This window comes from Paenibacillus macquariensis (assembly GCF_900156375.1).
Taxonomy (GTDB): Bacteria; Bacillota; Bacilli; order Paenibacillales; family Paenibacillaceae; genus Paenibacillus_AQ; species Paenibacillus_AQ macquariensis.
In genome coordinates this window covers 329,029-349,405 of sequence record NZ_FTNK01000003.1, presented here as the reverse complement: position 1 = coordinate 349,405, position 20,377 = coordinate 329,029, and the positions used below count along the sequence as shown (strand labels likewise).

20 protein-coding genes and 1 other annotated feature are annotated in these 20,377 nt (G+C 41.6%); of the genes, 2 read left to right on the top strand and 18 right to left on the bottom strand.

From position 1 onward, the window contains the following. Positions 1-89: 89 nt before the first annotated feature. The 13 genes from BW961_RS07535 to BW961_RS07475 all read right to left on the bottom strand — a co-directional run bounded on the left by BW961_RS07535 (position 90) and on the right by BW961_RS07475 (position 11,153). Positions 90-1,214, bottom strand: coding sequence for a phosphodiester glycosidase family protein (locus BW961_RS07535; protein WP_244555894.1), 1,125 nt, complete (start codon positions 1,212-1,214; stop codon positions 90-92). After that, positions 1,215-2,075 (bottom strand): 5'-3' exonuclease, encoded by an 861-nt coding sequence (locus tag BW961_RS07530; RefSeq protein WP_068583462.1) that lies wholly within the window; start codon positions 2,073-2,075, stop codon positions 1,215-1,217. It abuts the gene before it with no gap. 120 nt (positions 2,076-2,195) lie between these two features. Then, a complete protein-coding gene (locus tag BW961_RS07525; RefSeq protein WP_068582952.1) occupies positions 2,196-2,558 on the bottom strand; it encodes an arsenate reductase family protein in 363 nt (120 codons plus the stop codon). A 2-nt stretch (positions 2,559-2,560) separates the two neighbouring features. Next, entirely contained in the window at positions 2,561-3,580 is a 1,020-nt protein-coding gene (locus BW961_RS07520) for an RluA family pseudouridine synthase (RefSeq protein ID WP_068582948.1), read from the bottom strand. Further along, positions 3,577-4,146 carry a cob(I)yrinic acid a,c-diamide adenosyltransferase gene (locus tag BW961_RS07515; RefSeq protein ID WP_068582945.1) on the bottom strand — a complete coding sequence of 190 codons (570 nt, stop codon included), beginning with the start codon at positions 4,144-4,146 and terminating at the stop codon, positions 3,577-3,579. Before BW961_RS07515 ends, BW961_RS07520 begins: the two co-directional genes overlap by 4 nt. A 170-nt stretch (positions 4,147-4,316) precedes the next feature. Then, positions 4,317-4,859: a hypothetical protein gene (locus BW961_RS07510; RefSeq protein WP_082867395.1), complete on the bottom strand. Its 543-nt coding sequence runs from the start codon at positions 4,857-4,859 to the stop codon at positions 4,317-4,319. A gap of 97 nt (positions 4,860-4,956) precedes the next feature. After that, entirely contained in the window at positions 4,957-5,217 is a 261-nt protein-coding gene (locus BW961_RS07505; protein ID WP_068582940.1) for an aspartyl-phosphate phosphatase Spo0E family protein, read from the bottom strand. Between the two features lie 107 nt (positions 5,218-5,324). Continuing rightward, positions 5,325-6,536 carry an aminotransferase class I/II-fold pyridoxal phosphate-dependent enzyme gene (locus BW961_RS07500; RefSeq protein ID WP_068582936.1) on the bottom strand — a complete coding sequence of 404 codons (1,212 nt, stop codon included), beginning with the start codon at positions 6,534-6,536 and terminating at the stop codon, positions 5,325-5,327. Between the two features lie 16 nt (positions 6,537-6,552). Then, complete coding sequence (locus tag BW961_RS07495; RefSeq protein WP_068582930.1) at positions 6,553-7,053, bottom strand: Lrp/AsnC family transcriptional regulator; 501 nt, start codon at positions 7,051-7,053, stop codon at positions 6,553-6,555. A 181-nt stretch (positions 7,054-7,234) separates the two neighbouring features. Beyond that, positions 7,235-7,621: a spore coat protein gene (locus tag BW961_RS07490; protein ID WP_068582927.1), complete on the bottom strand. Its 387-nt coding sequence runs from the start codon at positions 7,619-7,621 to the stop codon at positions 7,235-7,237. Between the two features lie 34 nt (positions 7,622-7,655). Then, positions 7,656-7,889: a hypothetical protein gene (locus BW961_RS07485; RefSeq protein WP_068582924.1), complete on the bottom strand. Its 234-nt coding sequence runs from the start codon at positions 7,887-7,889 to the stop codon at positions 7,656-7,658. Positions 7,890-8,113: 224 nt separating this feature from the next. Continuing rightward, positions 8,114-8,650 (bottom strand): hypothetical protein, encoded by a 537-nt coding sequence (locus BW961_RS07480; RefSeq protein WP_068582923.1) that lies wholly within the window; start codon positions 8,648-8,650, stop codon positions 8,114-8,116. 139 nt (positions 8,651-8,789) lie between these two features. Continuing rightward, positions 8,790-11,153 carry an endonuclease MutS2 gene (locus BW961_RS07475; protein WP_068582921.1) on the bottom strand — a complete coding sequence of 788 codons (2,364 nt, stop codon included), beginning with the start codon at positions 11,151-11,153 and terminating at the stop codon, positions 8,790-8,792. Positions 11,154-11,301: 148 nt separating this feature from the next. On the opposite strand from BW961_RS07475, the gene BW961_RS07470 reads away from it, so the two are divergent. Further along, a complete protein-coding gene (locus BW961_RS07470) occupies positions 11,302-11,658 on the top strand; it encodes a phage holin family protein (protein WP_068582919.1) in 357 nt (118 codons plus the stop codon). 227 nt (positions 11,659-11,885) lie between these two features. Next, a complete protein-coding gene (locus BW961_RS07465; protein ID WP_068582917.1) occupies positions 11,886-12,272 on the top strand; it encodes a cupredoxin domain-containing protein in 387 nt (128 codons plus the stop codon). Positions 12,273-12,322: 50 nt separating this feature from the next. Here BW961_RS07465 and BW961_RS07460 read toward each other — a convergent pair whose 3' ends face one another. From BW961_RS07460 to abc-f, 5 genes are all read right to left on the bottom strand, one after another. Beyond that, positions 12,323-13,126, bottom strand: a complete 804-nt coding sequence (locus tag BW961_RS07460) for a hypothetical protein (protein WP_076576720.1) — start codon at positions 13,124-13,126, stop codon at positions 12,323-12,325. Beyond that, positions 13,113-14,150 (bottom strand): cell division protein ZapA, encoded by a 1,038-nt coding sequence (locus BW961_RS07455; RefSeq protein ID WP_076576714.1) that lies wholly within the window; start codon positions 14,148-14,150, stop codon positions 13,113-13,115. Before BW961_RS07455 ends, BW961_RS07460 begins: the two co-directional genes overlap by 14 nt. 143 nt (positions 14,151-14,293) lie before the next feature. Further along, on the bottom strand, positions 14,294-16,744 hold the full coding sequence (pheT, locus tag BW961_RS07450) for a phenylalanine--tRNA ligase subunit beta (RefSeq protein WP_068582911.1): 2,451 nt from the start codon (positions 16,742-16,744) through the stop codon (positions 14,294-14,296). Positions 16,745-16,771: 27 nt separating this feature from the next. After that, positions 16,772-17,806, bottom strand: coding sequence for a phenylalanine--tRNA ligase subunit alpha (gene pheS, locus BW961_RS07445; protein ID WP_068583456.1), 1,035 nt, complete (start codon positions 17,804-17,806; stop codon positions 16,772-16,774). Positions 17,807-17,875: 69 nt separating this feature from the next. Then, positions 17,876-18,143, bottom strand: a binding site (T-box leader). Between the two features lie 187 nt (positions 18,144-18,330). Continuing rightward, the gene (gene abc-f, locus BW961_RS07440; RefSeq protein ID WP_068582908.1) at positions 18,331-20,199 is read right to left on the bottom strand and encodes a ribosomal protection-like ABC-F family protein; all 1,869 of its coding nucleotides are present in this window, start codon (positions 20,197-20,199) and stop codon (positions 18,331-18,333) included. Positions 20,200-20,377: the final 178 nt, after the last annotated feature.

Sequence of the window (20,377 nt, the reverse complement as noted above, 5' to 3'; positions counted from 1 at the left end):
TGACAACATCTTGATAATTACCAATGAATAACAAAACCACGCCTCATAAATAGGGCGTGGTCATGTTGATCATTTGTTATATTATTAATTCACGGATTTCTATTTAGGTTATTCCCAAATACTAACGTATTACTAAGTAGTCGTCCTGCTGAAGTCAGTACTTTCCCTCTACCATACAGCGCAGAGGACGCACCTCCATCCAAATTCATGGCTTGCTTTGCACCCAGTTTCTGCATTACTTCAGCCCACTGCTTCATCGTTGCGCCCGATATTGTTGCAATCATAACAGAGCCATCTGCCATGATCCCAATTCCACTACGTGCAGCAGCACTACTTAATATTTTCTGATCTTTAAATCCTTCAGCCGTAGGCGTTAATGCAACCTTACTGTCCTTCACAAGTCGCGGTCCAGCTCCAACTGCCGTAATGACTTCCTCCCAAGGAAGGGCTCGTCCCTGATCATCTTGATAAGTAACGTTCATCTCCACATCTGCTCCAAGTTCAAAGCGTTCAGCCATCGGCTTTTCTGTACCGTTACATACGAGAACATAACCATTCTTCGGAATCATAACATTATCATTCGGCACTTTCTTGGTAACTTTACCGTTCTCCATCACAACGGCAATTCCACCCTTAAATCCAACATTACTGCCACGCTTCTCTGTATATAAAATGCTAACATTAGCATTCGTCGAAGGTGTCCTGTTCACAAAGGTCGCATACCAACTCAAAGGGCTGCCTACAGTTCTAGATACTGTGCCCTTGAGACTTAATCTAAGTCTATCCATAAGTGCGGTTCCGTCAGCTTTAAAACCAATCGTCGTCCCATAGTGTCCCATATGCACAATCTTTCCGTCCACAATGAGATTGCCATAAGGATCAGGTGGGCCTCCATAAGCTTCGAAGAAAGCCCCATTTATCGCAGCTTCTCCGCGATATGCTTTTACGATAGCATTGAAGTCTTGCGTTAGCCCTACTTTCCCCTTTGCCAGCCCAACAGTAGTTGGGACTCCTTTAGGAATAGACATGGTCTGAACAGTAAAGCTTCGTCCACTAACTGTTACCTTTTTCACTTCATTTCTGATAGCAGAGGTGGAGGCTGCATAGGATGTATTCATATATCCAGGTAGTACAAAGGATAATGTCATAACTACAGATAGCATTCCAATACCTACTCTACTTATTCTCTTGGATTTGAACCATGATCTGCTCACCTAGACCGCTTCAACTCCAATCAATTGACATAGACTCTTCATTTCCAATTCTTCGAATTTCGACGATATCAGAACATCGTCTATTTCAAGCTGGCAACCATCCACGGCGCACTCTACGGGAACTTCACAATGAATTTCGGCGAGCCTACGTGATAAATGTAGCATATCTAGATCATTCTCAATCTTAGTACGTACACTCGAAGAGAGCTGATCAAGGTTCTCTAGAATCCCTTCAATAGAGTCATATTCCTGTATAAGTTTGATAGCCGTCTTTTCTCCTATCCCACGAACACCAGGGTAATTATCACTAGCATCCCCCATAAGTGCCTTCATATCAATGATTTGGCGAGGATGAAGTTGTCTTTCTTCATATAAAGATTCAGGTGTATATACTTTATAATTACCTTGACCTTTTTTCATAATAATGACACTCGTAGTTGGACTCACGAGTTGAAGTAAATCATGATCGCCCGTTAATATTGTGACATTCATTTCTTGACTGATTTGTGTTGCTAACGTACCAATGCAATCATCTGCCTCAAACCCTTGATAACTAACATTAGGAATTCCAAAACTCTCAATCACATCACGGATCAGCGAAAATTGAGGGATTAGATCTTCAGGTGCTTCCGAACGATTTCCTTTATAAGCTGAATATTCTTGCGCACGAAAAGTAGTCCCACCTAGATCCCAACAGCACACGACATGACTTGGCTCGAAGGTCTGTACAGCGTCCCAAAAATAACGTACAAATCCATAGATAGCATTGGTAGGAACGCCAGCCTTTGTACGACGAATATATCCACTAGAAGCCGATGCAAAATACGCTCTAAATAATAAAGCCATACCATCGACTAGCATTAACGATTGTTGTTTTTGACTTGTCACTCTTTTAACCGCTCCTTATATAACTCTTTCTTCCGCACAAAAGGCGGTGATAGGTATAGTATATCATACCTCTAACAGGGCATTGTCGAAATACTAGCTTCCCCAAATATTGGCATATTGCTCTTCTTTAAAGCCTAGCGTTACATGCTCCCCATTACTTACAATAGGTCGTTTGATTAACATTCCATTTGACGAGAGTAGCTCAATCTGCTCTTCGCGGGTCATGTTGCCAAGCTTATCCTTTAGACCTAAACTCTTATATACTTCACCACTCACATTGAAAAATTTCTTGAGTTCTAGCCCACTGTTATCAATTAATTCATTTAATTCAGAGACCGTTGGAGGCTCCTCAACGATATGACGAATTTCAAGGTCATGTCCATTAGAACGCAACCATTTCATAGCATTACGACATGTACTACACTTTGGATATTGAAAAATAACAAGGTTGCTCATATTTATTGTCCCTCCTGAATTGAATGGTCAAGTAATTGATTTCGTAGTGTTTCCATATCAGATGGAAGAGGTGCAGTAATGGTCATCCGTTCTTGCAGAATCGGATGAACAAAGGACAACTCCGATGCATGTAATGCTTGACGGAATATCAGTCGATCAATCCTAACCACTTCATTCTCATCCATCATTGTCTTTTGAGAGTCAGTGCTAGCGAGTTCATCTACTTGATCCATTTTCATTTCGGCATAAATAGGATGGCGATAATACGAGTCTCCTATCAAAGGACACCCTATTGACGTCATGTGTACACGGATCTGATGAGTTCTACCTGTCTCTAATTTTAGTTGTACCATACTCGTCTGATTGTATCGTTCAATAACCCAGTATCGTGTCAGTGAACTATACCCTGTTGGTGTCACAATTCTACGATGAGGATCCAATGGGTCTCTATCAATAGGACCATCTACCATTCCCTCAGTGGGACTCGGTAAGCCATGAACCAACGCGATATATTTCTTATCAACATCTCCATCAATCATCTGCTGCGAGATATGTTGATGGACATAGGGATTCTTCGCGATAACTAAGACACCTGTTGTCTCTTGATCAAGTCTGTGAACCGGTCGGAACCGATAAGATTTCCCTTGTTCAAGCCAATAATGAACGACTCCGTTTGCTAACGTATTGGTATAATGACCACTAGTAGGATGAACAATGATGCCAGCCTCTTTATTCACGATCAACAAATGGTCATCTTCAAATAAAATATCAAAAGGAATGGGCTGAGGTAAAATATCTTCAGAAGTCTCCTGCTCCATCCGTATTTCAACCCTATCTCCACTCCTTACATGAACGCTAATATACACTCTCTCGCCATTGAGCTTAATCCCTTCCTCGGTCTGTTTCAATCGTGTTAACAGTTTGCGAGAAATGTTCATTTTTTTATGCAAAATCGTCTTTAGTTTCCATCCCTCTTCTTCGTCGGAAACTACGTATGCTATCGGATTATAATATTGGCTCATTTCTCTGATTTAAACACCTTTTGACTACGTACATATTCGATGTCTGCTACTCCTTTACGTGCATTCACCGTTCTTGCAATCACGAAGAAATAATCAGACAGACGGTTTAAATATTTACGTACATCGGGATTGATATCCTTTTCCTTGCCTAAAGTAACGGTTCTACGCTCTGCTCTACGACACACTGTACGGCAAACATGAAGAGTCGAAGATATCATATCTCCACCAGGGAGAATAAATCGCTCGAGCGGTGGATTCTCTTTCTCACAGGTGTCTAGCCAAAGTTCCAATCGCTCTACCAATTCACTTGTCACTTTATATTTACTCTCACTAAGGTTAACAAACGCTAAATCAGAACCACAATCAAACAACTCATGTTGAATCATAAGCAACTGTTCCTTCAGATCAGCAAATAATTCTTCTTCCATAAGGCTAATGACTTGCCCTACGAAACAATTCAGTTCATCTATCGTTCCATAAGCTTCCACTTGATTATCATCTTTGATTACTCTACCTCCAATAACAGAGGTTTCACCCTTATCGCCTGTACGTGTGTATACTTTCATTGGAATCCTCCTAAAAGTTTTTGGAGAGCTAGGCTCCTCGATAATTCTACGTTCCAAAAACTCGCATCGGAAGCATGTTCTTAGTTTTTGGAGCGTTACTCCTTGATATTACTACGTCAAAAACTCGCTCCGGAAGCATATACTTAGTTCTTGGAGCGTTGCTTGTCCTATTATTCCCCAATCATAAGCTTCAACACTTTAACTGAATTCTCAACTGAATTAGAGGTGAATGGAATGGTAGCAAACAAACCTTCCGTTTTGAAGTTCATACCTTCAAATATTTTCATTTTTGAAAGAGGAATTGCAAAAAGATGCTTCTCAGTAACAATCTCATTTGTTGTTTCATCCGTTACGCCACCCTCAAACACGCCTTCGGGATATTTCTCAGCATCGAACTCCTCATCAAGAACCCTATGAGCCCCCTGCTGACTATATCGTTTCATAACATCTTCAGGCACAATCATAATCTCATGTTCCCCAGCCGCGTATTCTATCAATACTTTTTGCTCAACGTATAATGCCGCTGCCGAGATGCTCACCTTAAGATCTTCTCCAAGTTTCTCTTGTAATTTCTGTTCTAACGGCTCCCTAATGTCAGAAACATTTTGTGAAATATCTGTCATAAAAATAGAAACATCTGCATCATCTTTCCCACAACCTGCCAACATCAAGATACTCACACAAATCAGAAGCCATTGTCCAATACGTTTCAATGTCTGTTCCCCCAATCAATAATAAGACCAATATAGCATAAATAGTGAACAGATAAAAAGAAGGCTCATCGTTTCGAGCCTCCTTGTAATCTACATATTATTTTTTAGGGAGAAAGTTTTTCATATATTCATTTATCTTTAAGTCTAGTAAACTACTAATTTCAATAACGATATCAGAAGTAAATGACTGCTCTTGGACAAATATTTGTTCCATTTTGCTGCGGAGCATTCGAATCTCATCTTCCAACGTAAATTCTCTATTCGAAGATTCAATCGTTTTGCTTGGCCATTTACCAATCTTCCCTTCGGAGATATAACCCCCCCGATATTTGGGCATATCATAATCAGCACAAAACAAATCGATCCCTCCATTAGATAGTTTCTGCTCTTAAAGACAAATTATAACATAAAATACTAATAATAAAAGTGTACATATTGTTAATTTGAAAAAATATTCCGCTAGACTCAGCCTTTTTTCAGTTTTTCTACAAATCCGCCTATTCGCTCAAGTGCCTCAGTCAGTTGAGCAACCGAGGTCGCATATGAACAACGGAGGAAACCATCACCGCCGAGTCCAAAAACGTTACCTGGAACAGCTGCCACTCGAGCTTCCACAAGCAGTCTTTGCGCAAAATCATCGGATGATAACCCCGTACTTTGAATGCTCGGGAATGCGTAAAATGCCCCCTGAGGTTCATGACAATCAAGCCCGATATCACGCAACCCCTGAACAATCAATCGTCTACGCTGGTTATAGGATTCCATCATCCGATCTTTTTCCTCTAGGCCATTGGATGTTAGTGCCTCTAATGCAGCAACTTGGCCCATCACTGGAGCACACATTACCGTATACTGATGGATCTTTAACATCGCTGCAATGAGATCTTCATGTGCACATGCATAGCCCATACGCCATCCTGTCATAGCAAATGCTTTAGAGAATCCACTGACTAACACGGTTCGATCCATCATCCCAGGAATAGAGGCAAAGCTAACATGCTTCTCACCGTAAGTAAGTTCAGCATAAATTTCATCAGAAATAACAATGAGATCATGTTTCTCTATCACTTTAGCAATAGGTAGCCAATCCTCATATGTCATAATTGCCCCTGTGGGATTGCTTGGATAAGATAATATCACTACTTTGGATCTAGGTGTAATCTTTGCTTCCAAAGCCTCCGCAGTTAATTTAAAACCATTCGCAGACGTTGTTTCAATACCCACTGGTATGCCTCCACCAATAGCAGTAATCGGCGAATACGACACATAACATGGTTCAGGAATAAGGATTTCATCACCCGGAACGATCAATGCACGTAGTGCTAAATCGATCGCTTCGCTCCCCCCTACGGTAACCAGAATCTGCTTCGCAGGATCATATGTAATTTGGAAGTTCGTATCCAAATATTGACCAATAGCCTCACGAAGTTCAGGCATTCCTGCATTAGAGGTATATCCTGTACGTCCTCGTTCTAAAGAGTATACACACGCTTCACGTACGTGCCATGGTGTAACAAAATCTGGCTCACCTACACCAAGTGTAATAATATCTTTATTAGCAGATACTAGATCAAAAAATTTACGAATACCCGAAGGAGCGATCTCCCTGACGAGCGGTGCTAAATAGGATTCCATTGATTTTTTGTGCTCTGTTGCACGCCCTTCATTTAAGATCATCACATTTCCTCCTTCTTCATGGAGAGATCAAGAGTCGAGTATCTTCTACGTGATCCTCGAGAATAATCCCATCTTGTTTATATTTCTTCAGAATAAAATTGGTCTTCGTTGAAAGTACAGAATCGATTGGTGATAATTTCTCAGACACAAAGTTCGCTACTTCTCTTAAGTTTTGTCCTTCTACTTCTACAAGTAAATCATATGCACCTGACATCAGATATACGGATTTCACTTGAGGATATAAATAAATGCGTTCTGCAATCCCCTCAAATCCACGCCCACGTTCCGGTGTAATCTGAACCTCTATTAGGGCTGTTACTTTCTCATCTTCAATCTTGCTCCAATTCACCACGGCAGAGTATTTCACAATTACATGGTCACTTTCAAGTTCAGCTATGGCCGTTGTAACTTCATCTTCGCTAACACCAAGAAGAGTAGACAGTAAAGCCGGTGTCCTTCTGGCATCCTCTTTCAAAAGGTCCAATACCTTCATTTTAAGATCGTTTAGTTCCTTCATAAGTTATCCTCCAGTGCTTGCTTTTCGTGGGCACTGATAATAATAAATGTCATACCCGCGTAAAAGAGATTAATACATATACTACAATATTTTGAGGTCTATGCATAGAAAAAAACCGTCTCACTTGGCTCGAAGCCTCATGAGACAGTTAATTCATATAAAATATACGTATTCCAATCGATTACATATATTGTGTGCTTCCCGACTGCGATTGTTGCTGTTCCGTTTTAGGAATATATCCATTTTGTATATCATCTCCTGTTTTTTCACTCACGAATTGACGAGATTCTTGTTGCGTCTTTTTAGACGCTTGGACATGCTTGTCTAATTCCGATCGTGGTGCTTGGCTAGGTAGCGAATACTGAGTTTGCTGCTGCATCAAGGTAAACACTTCTCCCTGTAATCGCAACGTATCATTCGTCAAATCCGTAAACATCTGGCGTACAGACGAACAATTGGATTCTGTCGCTGCTGTCAAATATTCTCTAGAGGTTCTTTTCAAATCGGCCACAATCGTATATAACAGATCCTTCTCCGGCATAAATGAGGAATCATTCTGGGTTGTCACGTTAGCATCCTCCTCTATAATTGCTACATTCTTTCTATTGAATTTGTGCTGGTGCTAATTGTTGGTGCGCTTCTAAAGATTGTACAAGTTGGTCAAGATGACTATCCAAGCTTCGAATATAGGATAAACATGCTTGTTGAATGATCGTATTCTGTGTCGTTGCCGCCGTCGCTGCACATTGCTTGATCAATAAATTTTCATTGGTAATAGAATCAGAGATGTAGGCAAGCTCTTTGGTCGTTAAAGGTTGCATATGCGTGGATTGCATATCTTCTATCCCTCCTGGGTAAGGTTATTTTGACAATCATAGTATCTCCACACCGTTTATTTCTATGTGACAATCACTCATTGTTCTTATGACTGACAACATTCGTAGTACTTCTGTCTATCAAAATAAAAATACCCATACCCTTAGGCATTTCGCCAAAGGATATGGGTATTAGCTAGCTATTAACAATTAGTTCAAGTGCTAAGATTCTATATCGTAATCAATTATTTACTCAATCCTTGCACAAGTCTTAAACGATCTTCCTCAGAAAGTGTTGTCTGAACGTGGAAGCACCCTGTGCAAATGTACACATCCACTGTGAATGGCGTACTTAGAATTGGGGACTGTAGCGCTTTAACTACAGTAGGTTGGAACCCAGTATCGGTTACTTGTTGTCCTGCTAACAACATGTATTCATGACAATGAGGACATTCAGGAACTTCTTCCTGTTCATCCAATACTTTCTCAACCATTACTTCGTAATTCATCAAATCATGACTTGTTTCATACTTATCAAGCGCTCGAATGGTTGGAGTGGCACGAGTAACGTCCCTTTCCCAGAATGGAGTAATCGATAACTCATCTTCTTCATGAGATGTAATGACTTCAGGTTCAAGTTCTTCCTCGTCTTCCTCGAGCCCAATGTTGAGTGTACGATATTCATTTAGCTCATTCTGACAATGCGGGCATTCTTCTTCAGGACCTAGTTCTTCATCCCATACAATTTCTGTCTGACACCATGGGCATACTGTTGTTTCCATGAAACCTTCCTCCTAGCTATTCTTCAAATAAACAATCCCTGCCACTATAAACATAACTGCAGCAACAAATAATATACGTATCAAGTTTTTCATAGGGATGACACTCCTTACAACTGAACTTAAACGAACTTATACATACTTAATGCAATTCAGCGACGGTAACACCATTTCCACCTTCGCCATAATTACCCAACCGATAACTTTTAACATGTCTGTGCTTACGAAGGTACTCCTGCATTCCCGTTCGAAGAATCCCAGTTCCCTTACCGTGGATAATACTTACCTGACCTAAATTGCTCAAGAATGCTTCATCAATGAATCGATCAACTTCCATCAACGCTTCTTCGAGGTTCGCACCACGCAGATCTAGTTCACGACGAATATTGTCATCTCGCGTTCGTTTAACCATTGTAACACTCTTCGTCTTTTGAGGTTTATCTGATTGGTTCGCATTTAAGAGTTCCAAATCATCTAAGCTAACCTTCATTTTCATAATACCTAACTGTACCATCGCTTCTTTATTACCTGTAAGTTCTACAACATGACCTTTTTGGTTCAGACTGTATAATCTTACCTCATCGCCAGGTTCAATCGTACGAACTTTAACTTGATTCTTGGTCGGGGTTTTCTTACGTTGCTTCGGCTCAGCTTCTTCAAGTTGTTTACGTGCCGCAATTAACTTGTGTTCTTTCACCGATGCGCCTTCAGTCATTGCAAGATCGCGTAGTTCAGAAATAATTCGTTCTGCTTCAGCGCGAGCTTTGTTGATCACTTCTTGTGCGTTGAGCTCTGCTTTTTCCAAAAGCTTGTCACGTTGTTCATCCAACTTCTCTAACTCTCGTTGATGCTGAGTTCGTAGTGCCTCCATCTCCATACGGAGCTGTTCAGCTTGTTTACGCTCACTCTCAGCACGGAGGCGATTGTCCTCAAGAGAAGCTATCATATGCTCTACGCGCATATCTTCCTCTTTCACTTCACCACGAGCAAAATCTAATATACTTTTCTGTAATCCTAATCGCTCTCCGATAGCAAACGCATTACTTCTTCCCGGAACACCGATCAATAGACGATACGTAGGACTCAAAGTGTTCACATCAAATTCCATACTCGCATTTATAATACCTTGACGTTCATATGCATAAGCTTTTAACTCACTATAATGTGTCGTTGCCACCATGCGGCAGTTCGTACGGTGAATGTGCTCCAGAATAGATATCGCTAATGCAGACCCTTCCGCAGGATCTGTACCAGCCCCTACTTCATCCAGAAGGATAAGACTTTTAGGCGTCATTTGCTTTAATATTCGTATAATATTCGTCATATGACTCGAGAAAGTACTGAGGTTTTGTTCAATACTTTGTTCATCCCCGATATCCGCAAATATGGCGTCAAACACACTTAGTTCGCTACCCTCTTCAGCCGGAACGAAGAATCCTGACATCGCCATGAGACAAAGAAGTCCTATCGTCTTCAGCGTAACCGTCTTACCTCCCGTATTCGGACCAGTTACGATAATGGAAGTATGCGACTTGCCCAACTCCACATCAATGGGAACAACCTGTTCCAATGGAATTAGCGGATGCCGTCCTTTCTTCAGCTTTAGAAATCCAACATCATTTATTTGTGGCATTGATGCTTTCATCACATGTGCTAATCGCGCTTTCGCAAATATGAAATCAAGATCGCCGACCACACCAACATCTATAAGCAACATTTCTGCTTCATCACCAACAAGAGCCGTTAATTTCTGTAAAATAACTTCAATTTCACGTTCTTCTCTCATCCGTAATTCCCGCAATTTATTATTCATCGTTACGATGACCTCTGGTTCAATAAACAGTGTTGCACCAGAACCGGATTGATCATGAACGATACCACCGAAATAAGAACGATGTTCTGCCTTCACCGGGATAACGAAACGATCTCCACGAATAGTAACCAATTGATCCTGAAGCATCTTAGAGACGGTAGAAGAGCGAATCATTGAATCCAGCTTTTCGCGAATACGAACTTCCCCAGTTCTAAGTTCTCTGCGAACCTGTGCAAGTTCTGAACTTGCCGAATCCATAACCTCAGCAGTTTCATCTATACAAGATTTAATCGCATCCTCGAGAACCTTCTGTTCAGAAATCCCTTCACTTAACGTGAATAGAATCTTAACTTCTTCATCCTCATGAATGTTAGCAATGAATCGTTTGATGCGTCTAGATCCATAAATAGTATTACTTATAGCCAGCAATTCATGTGGATTTAATGTCCCACCGATCTGTGCTCTCTTTGTAGCTGCAGAGATATCTGTTATTCCTCCAAAAGGAGGCGTCCCCTTTAATCGATCTACTGTATAAGCCTCATTTGTAACATTCAATAGTTGTTTGACGGACTCTAAATCCGTAACCGGTTTAAGTTGTTCTGCTGCCTGTTTCCCCATACTTGTCTGGGTATAGCCGGAACATTTATTTAAAATCTTGCGATATTCTAAAGTATGCAAAATTTTGTCGTCCAAGATAATTCACTACTCCTTTCAACCTTGACTTTATTATAACGAAACCAACCCAAATTCGCTATTTTGAACTTCCATACATAGTTTCCTGATAATTGAATACAATAACTCTTGCATAACACATTATTCATGTGTAAAGGAGGCCAATTGCATGCACTTCCTGGGTCATGTCGTTAGATTCATTGTAGCAGCACTGGTGTTAATGGTTGTTGGTTGGATCGTGCCACAGTTTTCCGTCGGTGGATTCTGGAGCGCTCTTATACTCGCTCTAGTCATTGCCTTGATTAGTTGGGTTGTTGAGGGCATATTCGGTAAACGAATAAATCCTTTCGGTCGAGGCATTGTCGGCTTTTTAGTGAGCGCATTAGTGATTTACATTGCCCAGTTCATTGTCAGTGGGGTCAGCGTAACTATGCTTGGCGCTCTGCTAGCAGCACTGGTCATTGGAATTATTGACCTCTTCATACCGGTGGCAACACCCTATGATGCAGCTCGTGAACATCGTTAAATCGAGCTTGGACAGTAACACTTAGTACCCACTTCACAGACAAGCCCCTGTTCCATGGAACAGGGGCTTTCCTGTGGCCAATATTCATTGGAATTAGCGATTTATTTTACCTTAAACAAATCATATTTTGTTCACGAATATTTCAAATCATCATGTGCAAACACATTTTCTATAAGGTATGATATTACTATATTTGTCACATTATCATGCCAACGGGAGAGTGAAATATGAAAAAAGTACTTGTATTAATCATAAGTTGCATGCTAATAATGACCTTATCTGCATGTGGAGGAGACAATTCCTCAGCGAATTCTTCCAATAGTGGGGTTTCAGATACCGGAGTAGCTCCAAGCGAGGAAATCGTCATTAAAGCCTCAAACTATACGTTTGACCAAAAGGAGTACCACATTAAAAAAGGTGAAACCGTTAAGATTGTATTTGAGAATGTATCAGGCAATCACGGTGTTCTGATCCCTGGACTAGAGATTCAACTGGATAAGAAACATCCTTCCAAAGTCATTACGGCAGACAAACCGGGTGAATACGAAATCATGTGTTCTGTATTCTGTGGCGCTGGCCACTCGGGTATGATCTCCAAGATAATTGTAGAATAAAACACTTTGATCGCCTCACTTCCATAGAAGTGGGGCGATCATTCTTATGTTTAACCTTTATCTTGTTCGATTAGTTCAATCCACTCATTATATTCACTTTGTAACTTTCCGTATTCCTCGCTGAGCTTCCGATGTTCTTCCTTAAGTTCCTTCGTCTGTTCCAATTGCATGTCATGTTCCACCTGTAGAAGACGATATTGATGTGCTACAAGTTCGAAGGACTCTCCAATCTCAAGTAACTCTCGAGAGACAGTCTCCTTTTCACCACGTAACTCTTCACGTTGCTGTTCTGTCACCGCAATCTCCTGTTGCCAAATATCTAACTCTGCCTGAAGTTTCTGTTCCTCAATTCCCCATGAAGATTGCTTACTCTCAAGTTCATTATACCGCTCGGTCCATTCCTTCAATGAGTGTTCAAGAGTCTCTAGCAAGACCTGATTTTCGGATTCACGAGATGCCACTTCTACTAACTTATCTTGTAACTCGTTCAAGAGTCGTTCATTCTCTTCTTTCTCTTCTAGCAACAACAGATTCTCTACTCTTGCATCCTCATCACGTCTCACCGTTTCACGATAAACCACTTGTACCTCTTCGTACTGTTGCTGGATATTGAGTAAATCACTCTCAAGACTCTGGCGTATATTCATTTCCAGCTCAGCTTGCTCCTTCAGTACGCTTAGTTCATCATGAGTAGCTTCTAATAAGACCTGATTCTCGGATTCACGAGAAGAAATCTCTATTATCTTATCTTGTAACTCTTTCAATAATCGTTCATTCTCTTCTTTCTCTTCTAGCAACAATAGATTCTCTATTCTTGCATCCTCATCACGTCTCACCGTTTCACGATAAACCACTTGTACCTCTTCGTACTGTTTTTTTCTCTTCCAGCTCAGCTTGCTCCTTCAGTACGCTTAGTTCATCATGAAGAGACTTCATGCCAGATTCGAGTGTCTCATTCTGTTCAGTTCCTTCTAATATGGTTCGTTCCAAATCAGAAATTTCTTCCATTCTCTTGTCAGCAAGCATCTTCCAAGACTTCGTTTCTGCCAATAGCTTGTTCACTTCACCTTCAAGTTTGCGGGCAGTAGCATCGCTCTCTTCAAGAGACTTCTGTAACAATTGACGGGCCGTCTCGGACTTAGCTAGACTATCCTTGATTTGGTTCGATTCATTCTGTAATTTCGTAACCTGTGTGTGAAGAGATTGCAGTTCAGCCTTAGCCGTCTGTTCTCTTTGTACCGACTGCTTATATTGTTCATTCAATTGTGTGTGAGCTTCTTGTGCAGTCTTTAATTCCTTCTCAATTCCACGCAATTTCATCTGCCCTTGATTGTTACTATTTCGCAGATCAACAAGTTGTTTATCTAACTCTAGAACAGACTGTTTATGCTTCTGCTCTTGATCAGCTTGATTCTGCGTTACTTGCTTATTCTTGACAATTTCCTTATCAAGCAAAGATTGATTATTCTCTAATTGTTGTTGTAATTCAGCTTGTACTCGATGAAGTTCCGCTTGCAGTTCTTCTTTCTCTTTAACAACAACTGCAGATTCCTCTTGTTGCTTCAACAACTTCTCCGTCTGTTCCGTACGGTTGTCTATCAGCTTCAAGATCTCAGCTTTCAGTTCGCTACGTTCCCCGGTAAGCATCTTTAGTTCATTACGAACTTCCTGAGTCTGAATAGCTTCCTCAGCCATATGGACAGCAGCGAGAACCGCGATCTTGGGTGTATCGAGCCTAGTATGATTCTTAGATACGGCATTCATTCGTTCATCAACGTATTGAGCAATTTTTTTCATATAGTCAGAACTGCTTCCGACAAGTTTATAAGAAGTCCCGTAGATTTCCACGGTGACGCGATTACGATCGGGTATATTCACTGTTGTTCCCTCCTTCATATGTGTTAGCTCTTAGTTGTCTGATTCACAATCATCATATCCATAATTTAGATGTTGCTTATTCCTAAAAAGGTCACATCGAATCATTAAGTCTATGGATTCGATGTGACTATGTTCAATTCCTGCTATTTTCTTAATTCCGCTTCAAAAGTTTGTTCCAATGCCGTTACAACAGTTCCATGCACCGTCGTTATCTCTTCATCCGTTAATGTTCGTTCCTGATGACGGTATAAAAGTGATATAGCTACGCTCTTCTTATTGTCACCTAGTTTACTTCCCGTGTACACATCAAATACCTGTACGGTCTGTAACAATTCGCCCGCAACTTCACTAATCTTAGCAAGTAATGCTCCGGCTTCTGTGCTCTGGTCTACCACAACTGCAATATCACGTTCAACAGCTGGATAACGTGGTAAATCACGATATTTCAACTCATAATCCGTGTTATCAAATAATGGTTGTAGCAATAATTCCGCAACATAGACATCTTCCAGATCTCGATCAATTTGCAATTGAGGATGAACTTGACCAAGTGTACCCAATAACACTTTAATGCCTGATCCATTGTCTAAGTAAATAGAAGCCGAACGACCAGGATGGTATCCTTCTGGTTGATTCGCAACATAGGTTACTGAATCCTGTAAGCCAAGGTGATTGAACAATGACTCAAGCGTCCCTTTGAGATCAAAGAAATCAACTTGCACCGGAGTAACGTTCCACTGTTTCTGTCCCTTATTACCACTAAGCAATAATGACAAGACCGGTATTTCCTTCGGTTGTACAGTCAATTGTTCTTCTTCCGTAAAGAAGACATGACCTACTTCAAACAATGCTAGGTCAGGATGTTTGCGGTTCACGTTGTACGTTGCCGCATCCAACATCTGAGGAATAATACTGGTACGCAGTACACTACGTTCCTCACTCATTGGCATGGATAGCTTAACTGGCTTACTACCCATTGTTAATGATGGAAACACTGCTGCTTGATCGGGATGTGTAAATGAATAACTAATTAACTCCTGCCATCCTCCGTGAGTTAACAATCTCCGTAATTCACGACGTAAGGCTTGAGGTTTCGTATATGCCCCAGGAGTCGTTGGTCCTTCAATCGGAGTCGTTGGAATGTTATCGTACCCATATAGGCGAGCAATTTCTTCCATAAGATCAACGTCCGTTGTAATATCACCGCGACGCGTTGGAACTCTTACTTCGATAATTCCCTGAGCCGTATCCGCACAATCGAAATTCAAGCGAGCAAATATTGTTTTCACTTCAAGCATAGAGAGGTCCGTACCCAAGACACCATTCAACTTCTCAAGGCGCAATGCAATCGTTACCTCTTTAGCAGGTGCAACGATGGATTCAACAATACCATGATGTACACTGCCCTCTGCATGACTAGCGATCAAAGAAGCGGCTCTGTTCAATGCAGGAATAACTGCACCACGATCGACTTCTTTCTCAAATCGTAGACTCGCTTCAGAACGAAGACCTAACTGGCGAGACGTTTTACGTACAATTGCCCCGTCAAAATGAGCCGATTCCAATAGAATATTCACTGTTTGCTCTGTTACTTCTGAGTTAGCTCCACCCATCACACCAGCAAGGGCTACAGGTTTCACTCCGTCCGTAATAAGTAGCATATGAGGCTCCAGCTTACGCTCTTGCCCATCCAAAGTAATCAATGTCTCTCCATCTTTAGCAAAACGAACATCAATAGCACCCTTGTTCAGCTTATCCGCATCAAAAGCATGAAGAGGCTGACCATATTCCAACATCACATAGTTCGTGATATCTACGATGTTGTTGATCGGACGTACACCCGCTGCCATCAAGCGATTCTGCATCCATTGCGGAGACGATGTGATCGTAACTCCAGTAATATAACGAGCAGCATAATGGCTACAGTATTCCGGTGTACTAATCTGAACCGAAATATGTTCTGCAGCAGTATCACTTACTTCAATAAGTTGGTCTAGTGGATCTGGTATGTTCACTTCACGACCTAGGATTGCGCCAACTTCATATGCCGCACCGCGCATACTAAGACAATCGGAACGATTAGGTGTCAAATCGAAATCAAGCACTTTATCATTTAAACCAAGTACATGACTAATAGGTGTACCAATCTCTACGGATTCCGGAAGGACAAAGATACCTTCTTGTTGCGCTTTAGGAAGTAATTTCTCATTCAATCCTAGTTCTTTAGCAGAACAGATCATACCCTGAGATAATACGCCACGAAGTTTCGCTTTCTTAATCTGCATACCATCAGGCATTGTAGCACCAATAAGCGCTACTGGAACTTTCTGACCAGCATCCACATTCTTCGCTCCACAGACGATCTGCAATTCTTCTTCTAATCCTGCATTTACGATACAGATATTCAATTTGTCAGCGTCCGGGTGCTTCTCTTTACTGACAACATAACCAACAACGATCTTATCCACGCCTTTATTGCGGTTCTCAACCTCATCTATTTCAATACCTGCACGTGTAATTTGCTCCGCTAAATCCTCAGCAACTACGTTCTCTAATGTAACGTAATCCTTCAGCCATTCTGTTGATACCTTCATGACGATCCCCTTCCTCTTTTTCGAAATTTAAATCCGTGAGAACTGCTTCAAGAAAGCCATATCACTATTGTAGAAATGACGAATATCGTCAATACCATATTTAAGAATCGCAATACGTTCTACGCCCATACCAAATGCGAATCCTGTGAATTTCTCCGAATCATAACCGCCCGCTTCCAATACCTTCGGATGAACCATTCCGCAGCCTAGAATCTCTAGCCATCCCGTTTGTTTACACATACGGCACCCACTGCCTCCACACTTCACACACGTAACATCTACTTCTGCACTAGGCTCTGTGAACGGGAAGAAACTTGGGCGAAGACGAATTTGTGTATTGGCTCCGAACATTTCTTGAACGAACTGCTGTAACGTTCCCTTAAGATCGCTCATACGAATGTTCTCACCGATCACAAGACCTTCGATCTGATTGAACTGGAAGGAATGCGTCGCATCATCATCATCACGGCGGTATACTTTACCTGGGCAGATTATTTTGACAGGAGATTCACCATCCATGCTCTGCATCGTACGCATTTGCACGGGTGACGTCTGTGTGCGCATTAACAATTCTTCTGTAATATAAAAGGTATCCTGCATATCGCGAGCTGGATGATCCTTAGGTAAATTAAGTGCCTCAAAGTTATAATAATCCGTCTCCACTTCAGGACCTTCCGAGATGTTATATCCCATACCAATGAATACTTCTTCAATATCTTGAATGACCTTGTTTAAGGGATGAACGCCCCCTTGTGACATCGGACGTCCAGGCAATGTAACATCCACTTTCTCAGCTTGTAGACGTTTCTCAGTCTCTGCTTTTTGAAAAGCATTTTGTTTCACTTCGATCACACTCTCGATCGCTGCACGCACTTCATTTCCCACTTGACCTATGACTGGTCTTTCCTCAGCGCTCAATGAACCCATGCCACGTAGAATCTCAGTCAATGCGCCCTTCTTACCCAAATACTTCACACGTAGATCATTCAGCGTCTCCGGACTGTCCACCTCTTGCAACTGAGCCAGAGCCTCATTCTTCAATGCTTCCAATCTCTCTTTCATAGCCATTCAAGCCCCCTTAATCCATAAATGTACGTTAGATTTTAAACAAAAAAGGCCCTTCCTCCCGAAAAAAGGGACGAAAAGACCGTGGTACCACCCTTGTTAGAAATTATGTCACTTGAACACAACATTCTCACTTTAAACGATGTAACGGATCGTGAACCGGTACCCTCTACTGTCATCGCTATACATCCAGACTAGATCAGGATACGACAAGTTCAAGGAACTGCTCCGGAGGGAACTTCAACAGCCTATTTCTGTAGAAACGCTCTCAATCAAACATACGTTTCCTCCCTGTAAAGAGGCACTGCTTACTCTACTCCATCATGGCATTTCATTCATAACACTCTATACACCAATTATAGCATAATTGTGCCTACTGGCAAGAAGAGACGGATACACCATCCATCTAGAACAGGTATTCATCCCTTCGTAATATAAGAAGTAACGTATCAAGTGAAACTTATGGATTCTTATATTTGAAGTTACTGCCGCGCTAAGTAACAACAATTACGCTGAGTAATTTATCTTAACTTATTTAAAGACTCTTTAATTGCTTTTTGAAGCATTCGAATTTCTTGTAGACGTTCTATTTCCTCCATCTCCGTTCCGCCTTCATCACTAAGCAATCTTGTAAGTGTCCATTCTAACGCCATTCTTTGATTATCTTGTGATGAATCACCGCTTGTTCCCACTCTTTCCCGCCTCTGGATATACTCTTCTTCCTCCTCTACTGTTCCTTCGAACAGCCGAGGTTTATGCGCCTCTGAGAAGGTTAGCAAACGATTGGCCAACTTACGTACTAACATCCGATCATGTGAGACGACGACAAATGCACCGGAGTAAGACTGAAGTGCTTCTTCAATGACTTCCTGAGTAGCAATATCAAGATAATTGGTCGGTTCATCCAGAACAAGTAGATTGGCTCCGCTGAAATAGAGCTGTAGGAAAGCGGCTCTACATCTTTCTCCCATGCTCAGATCCCCAATTCTTTTGAATACATTCTCACGAGAAAACAGAAAACATCCAAGGATAGTTCGTGCGTAGGTCTCCGTCATATCAGGCAAACAAAGGAGGCTATCTAACAAGGTCTGCTCCATGTTCAGCCCTTCCAGCTCTTGAGAGAAATAACCAATCTTCAATCTTGGATGCGCTCGTACCTCACCCGCTTGAGGGATAAGCTTGTTCATCATCAGTTGTAACAACGTGGATTTCCCCATACCATTCGGTCCGCGAACCGCAAGGCGATCACCTCGTGAAATAACAAGGTCCAACTTATCAAATAAAGGCTTCTGTTCCGTAAACCCAAAAGTGACTTTCTTCAATTCCACCAGATTACGCGCTGCAAAACCCTCTGCCTCCAACTGCATTTTTACACCCGGTGCATTACGGGGCTTCTGTACACTCTGTGCATCCAATCTTTCCATTTCCTTTTGCTTCGCATGATAACGGGATATATTCTTCTTGGCCTTCGATTTATAGAAGCTCGTGGCACTTGGCATATCTTGCTTGGAAGCTGCTTGATCTGCTTTATTGAACCATTCCTGGTATCTGCGTATCGACTCTTCTAGCGCTTTCCTAGCCAGCTGTTGTTGCTTATACAACGACTCTTGTTCACGGATCTCTCGGTCTTTCTCCCGACGATAGTCAAGATAACCGCCGTTATATTTCTTCAGCCCTTGATTCGTAAGCTCGCACACCCCCGTAGCTACGTGATCTAGGAAGGTTCTATCATGAGAAACAAATAATACGGTCCCCTCATAGTGGGTCAACCAATTCTCTAACCATAATATACTGGACTCATCCAAATGATTAGTCGGTTCATCCAGTACTAGAAATTTAGGACGATGAACAAGTAAGGATGCGAGACGTACTCTTGTTTTCTGCCCACCACTTAATTGAGAGAATGGAATTCCCCATAACTCAGCACCAATGTGAAGTACATTTAGAATCTTCTCCACATCCACTTCCCATTTGAACCCATCCATTTGTTCATAACGTTCCAACCAATCGCCATACTCTTCTAACAAAGATTGATTAGAATCCATTCTATTCGCACGGTGACCAAGTTCCTCTTCTAATCGCTTCATATGACACTTGATCTGATATAACTCGGTGCTATCATACTGCGCCGCTTCCAGCGTAGTCATTCTTAATAAGCCCTCCGAGGTTTGTTTCATAAAACCCCATTGCGATCGAGGGAGTCCACGTTCAATTGTCCCTTCCGTGGGTTCTTCCTCACCTGCTAATATTTCAAGAAGTGTTGTTTTGCCAACACCGTTGCTCCCAAATAGCGCTAGTCGTTCTCCTTCATATATGTCAATGTCCACTTGTTCAAAACAGACTTTCCCCTGCCATTCTTTAGCCAAATTTCTACCACGTACGATATTCATCGTCTACCATCATCCTTTCTAAATGTACAAAAAAACCGCAGGCATAGGCCTACGGTGAAAGGTTATCGATAAGATGACTTAAACAGAGAGAAACCGTCAAAGAGGCCACTTAGCCCATTTGTAACGATACACCCTAATTTGGACACACCTATCCTCACCCCTACACACCGTAGAGACT

Bases quoted from the DNA above. Each gene is read 5' to 3' on its own strand.
- BW961_RS07530 (WP_068583462.1), bottom strand. From the start codon at position 2,075: ATGCTAGTCGATGGTATGGCTTTATTATTTAGAGCGTATTTTGCATCG.
- BW961_RS07525 (WP_068582952.1), bottom strand. From the start codon at position 2,558: ATGAGCAACCTTGTTATTTTTCAATATCCAAAGTGTAGTACATGTCGT.
- BW961_RS07520 (WP_068582948.1), bottom strand. From the start codon at position 3,580: ATGAGCCAATATTATAATCCGATAGCATACGTAGTTTCCGACGAAGAA.
- BW961_RS07515 (WP_068582945.1), bottom strand. From the start codon at position 4,146: ATGAAAGTATACACACGTACAGGCGATAAGGGTGAAACCTCTGTTATT.
- BW961_RS07500 (WP_068582936.1), bottom strand. From the start codon at position 6,536: ATGATCTTAAATGAAGGGCGTGCAACAGAGCACAAAAAATCAATGGAA.
- BW961_RS07495 (WP_068582930.1), bottom strand. From the start codon at position 7,053: ATGAAGGAACTAAACGATCTTAAAATGAAGGTATTGGACCTTTTGAAA.
- BW961_RS07485 (WP_068582924.1), bottom strand. From the start codon at position 7,889: ATGCAATCCACGCATATGCAACCTTTAACGACCAAAGAGCTTGCCTAC.
- BW961_RS07480 (WP_068582923.1), bottom strand. From the start codon at position 8,650: ATGGAAACAACAGTATGCCCATGGTGTCAGACAGAAATTGTATGGGAT.
- BW961_RS07470 (WP_068582919.1), top strand. From the start codon at position 11,302: ATGCACTTCCTGGGTCATGTCGTTAGATTCATTGTAGCAGCACTGGTG.
- BW961_RS07465 (WP_068582917.1), top strand. From the start codon at position 11,886: ATGAAAAAAGTACTTGTATTAATCATAAGTTGCATGCTAATAATGACC.
- pheT (WP_068582911.1), bottom strand. From the start codon at position 16,744: ATGAAGGTATCAACAGAATGGCTGAAGGATTACGTTACATTAGAGAAC.
- pheS (WP_068583456.1), bottom strand. From the start codon at position 17,806: ATGAAAGAGAGATTGGAAGCATTGAAGAATGAGGCTCTGGCTCAGTTG.
- abc-f (WP_068582908.1), bottom strand. From the start codon at position 20,199: ATGAATATCGTACGTGGTAGAAATTTGGCTAAAGAATGGCAGGGGAAA.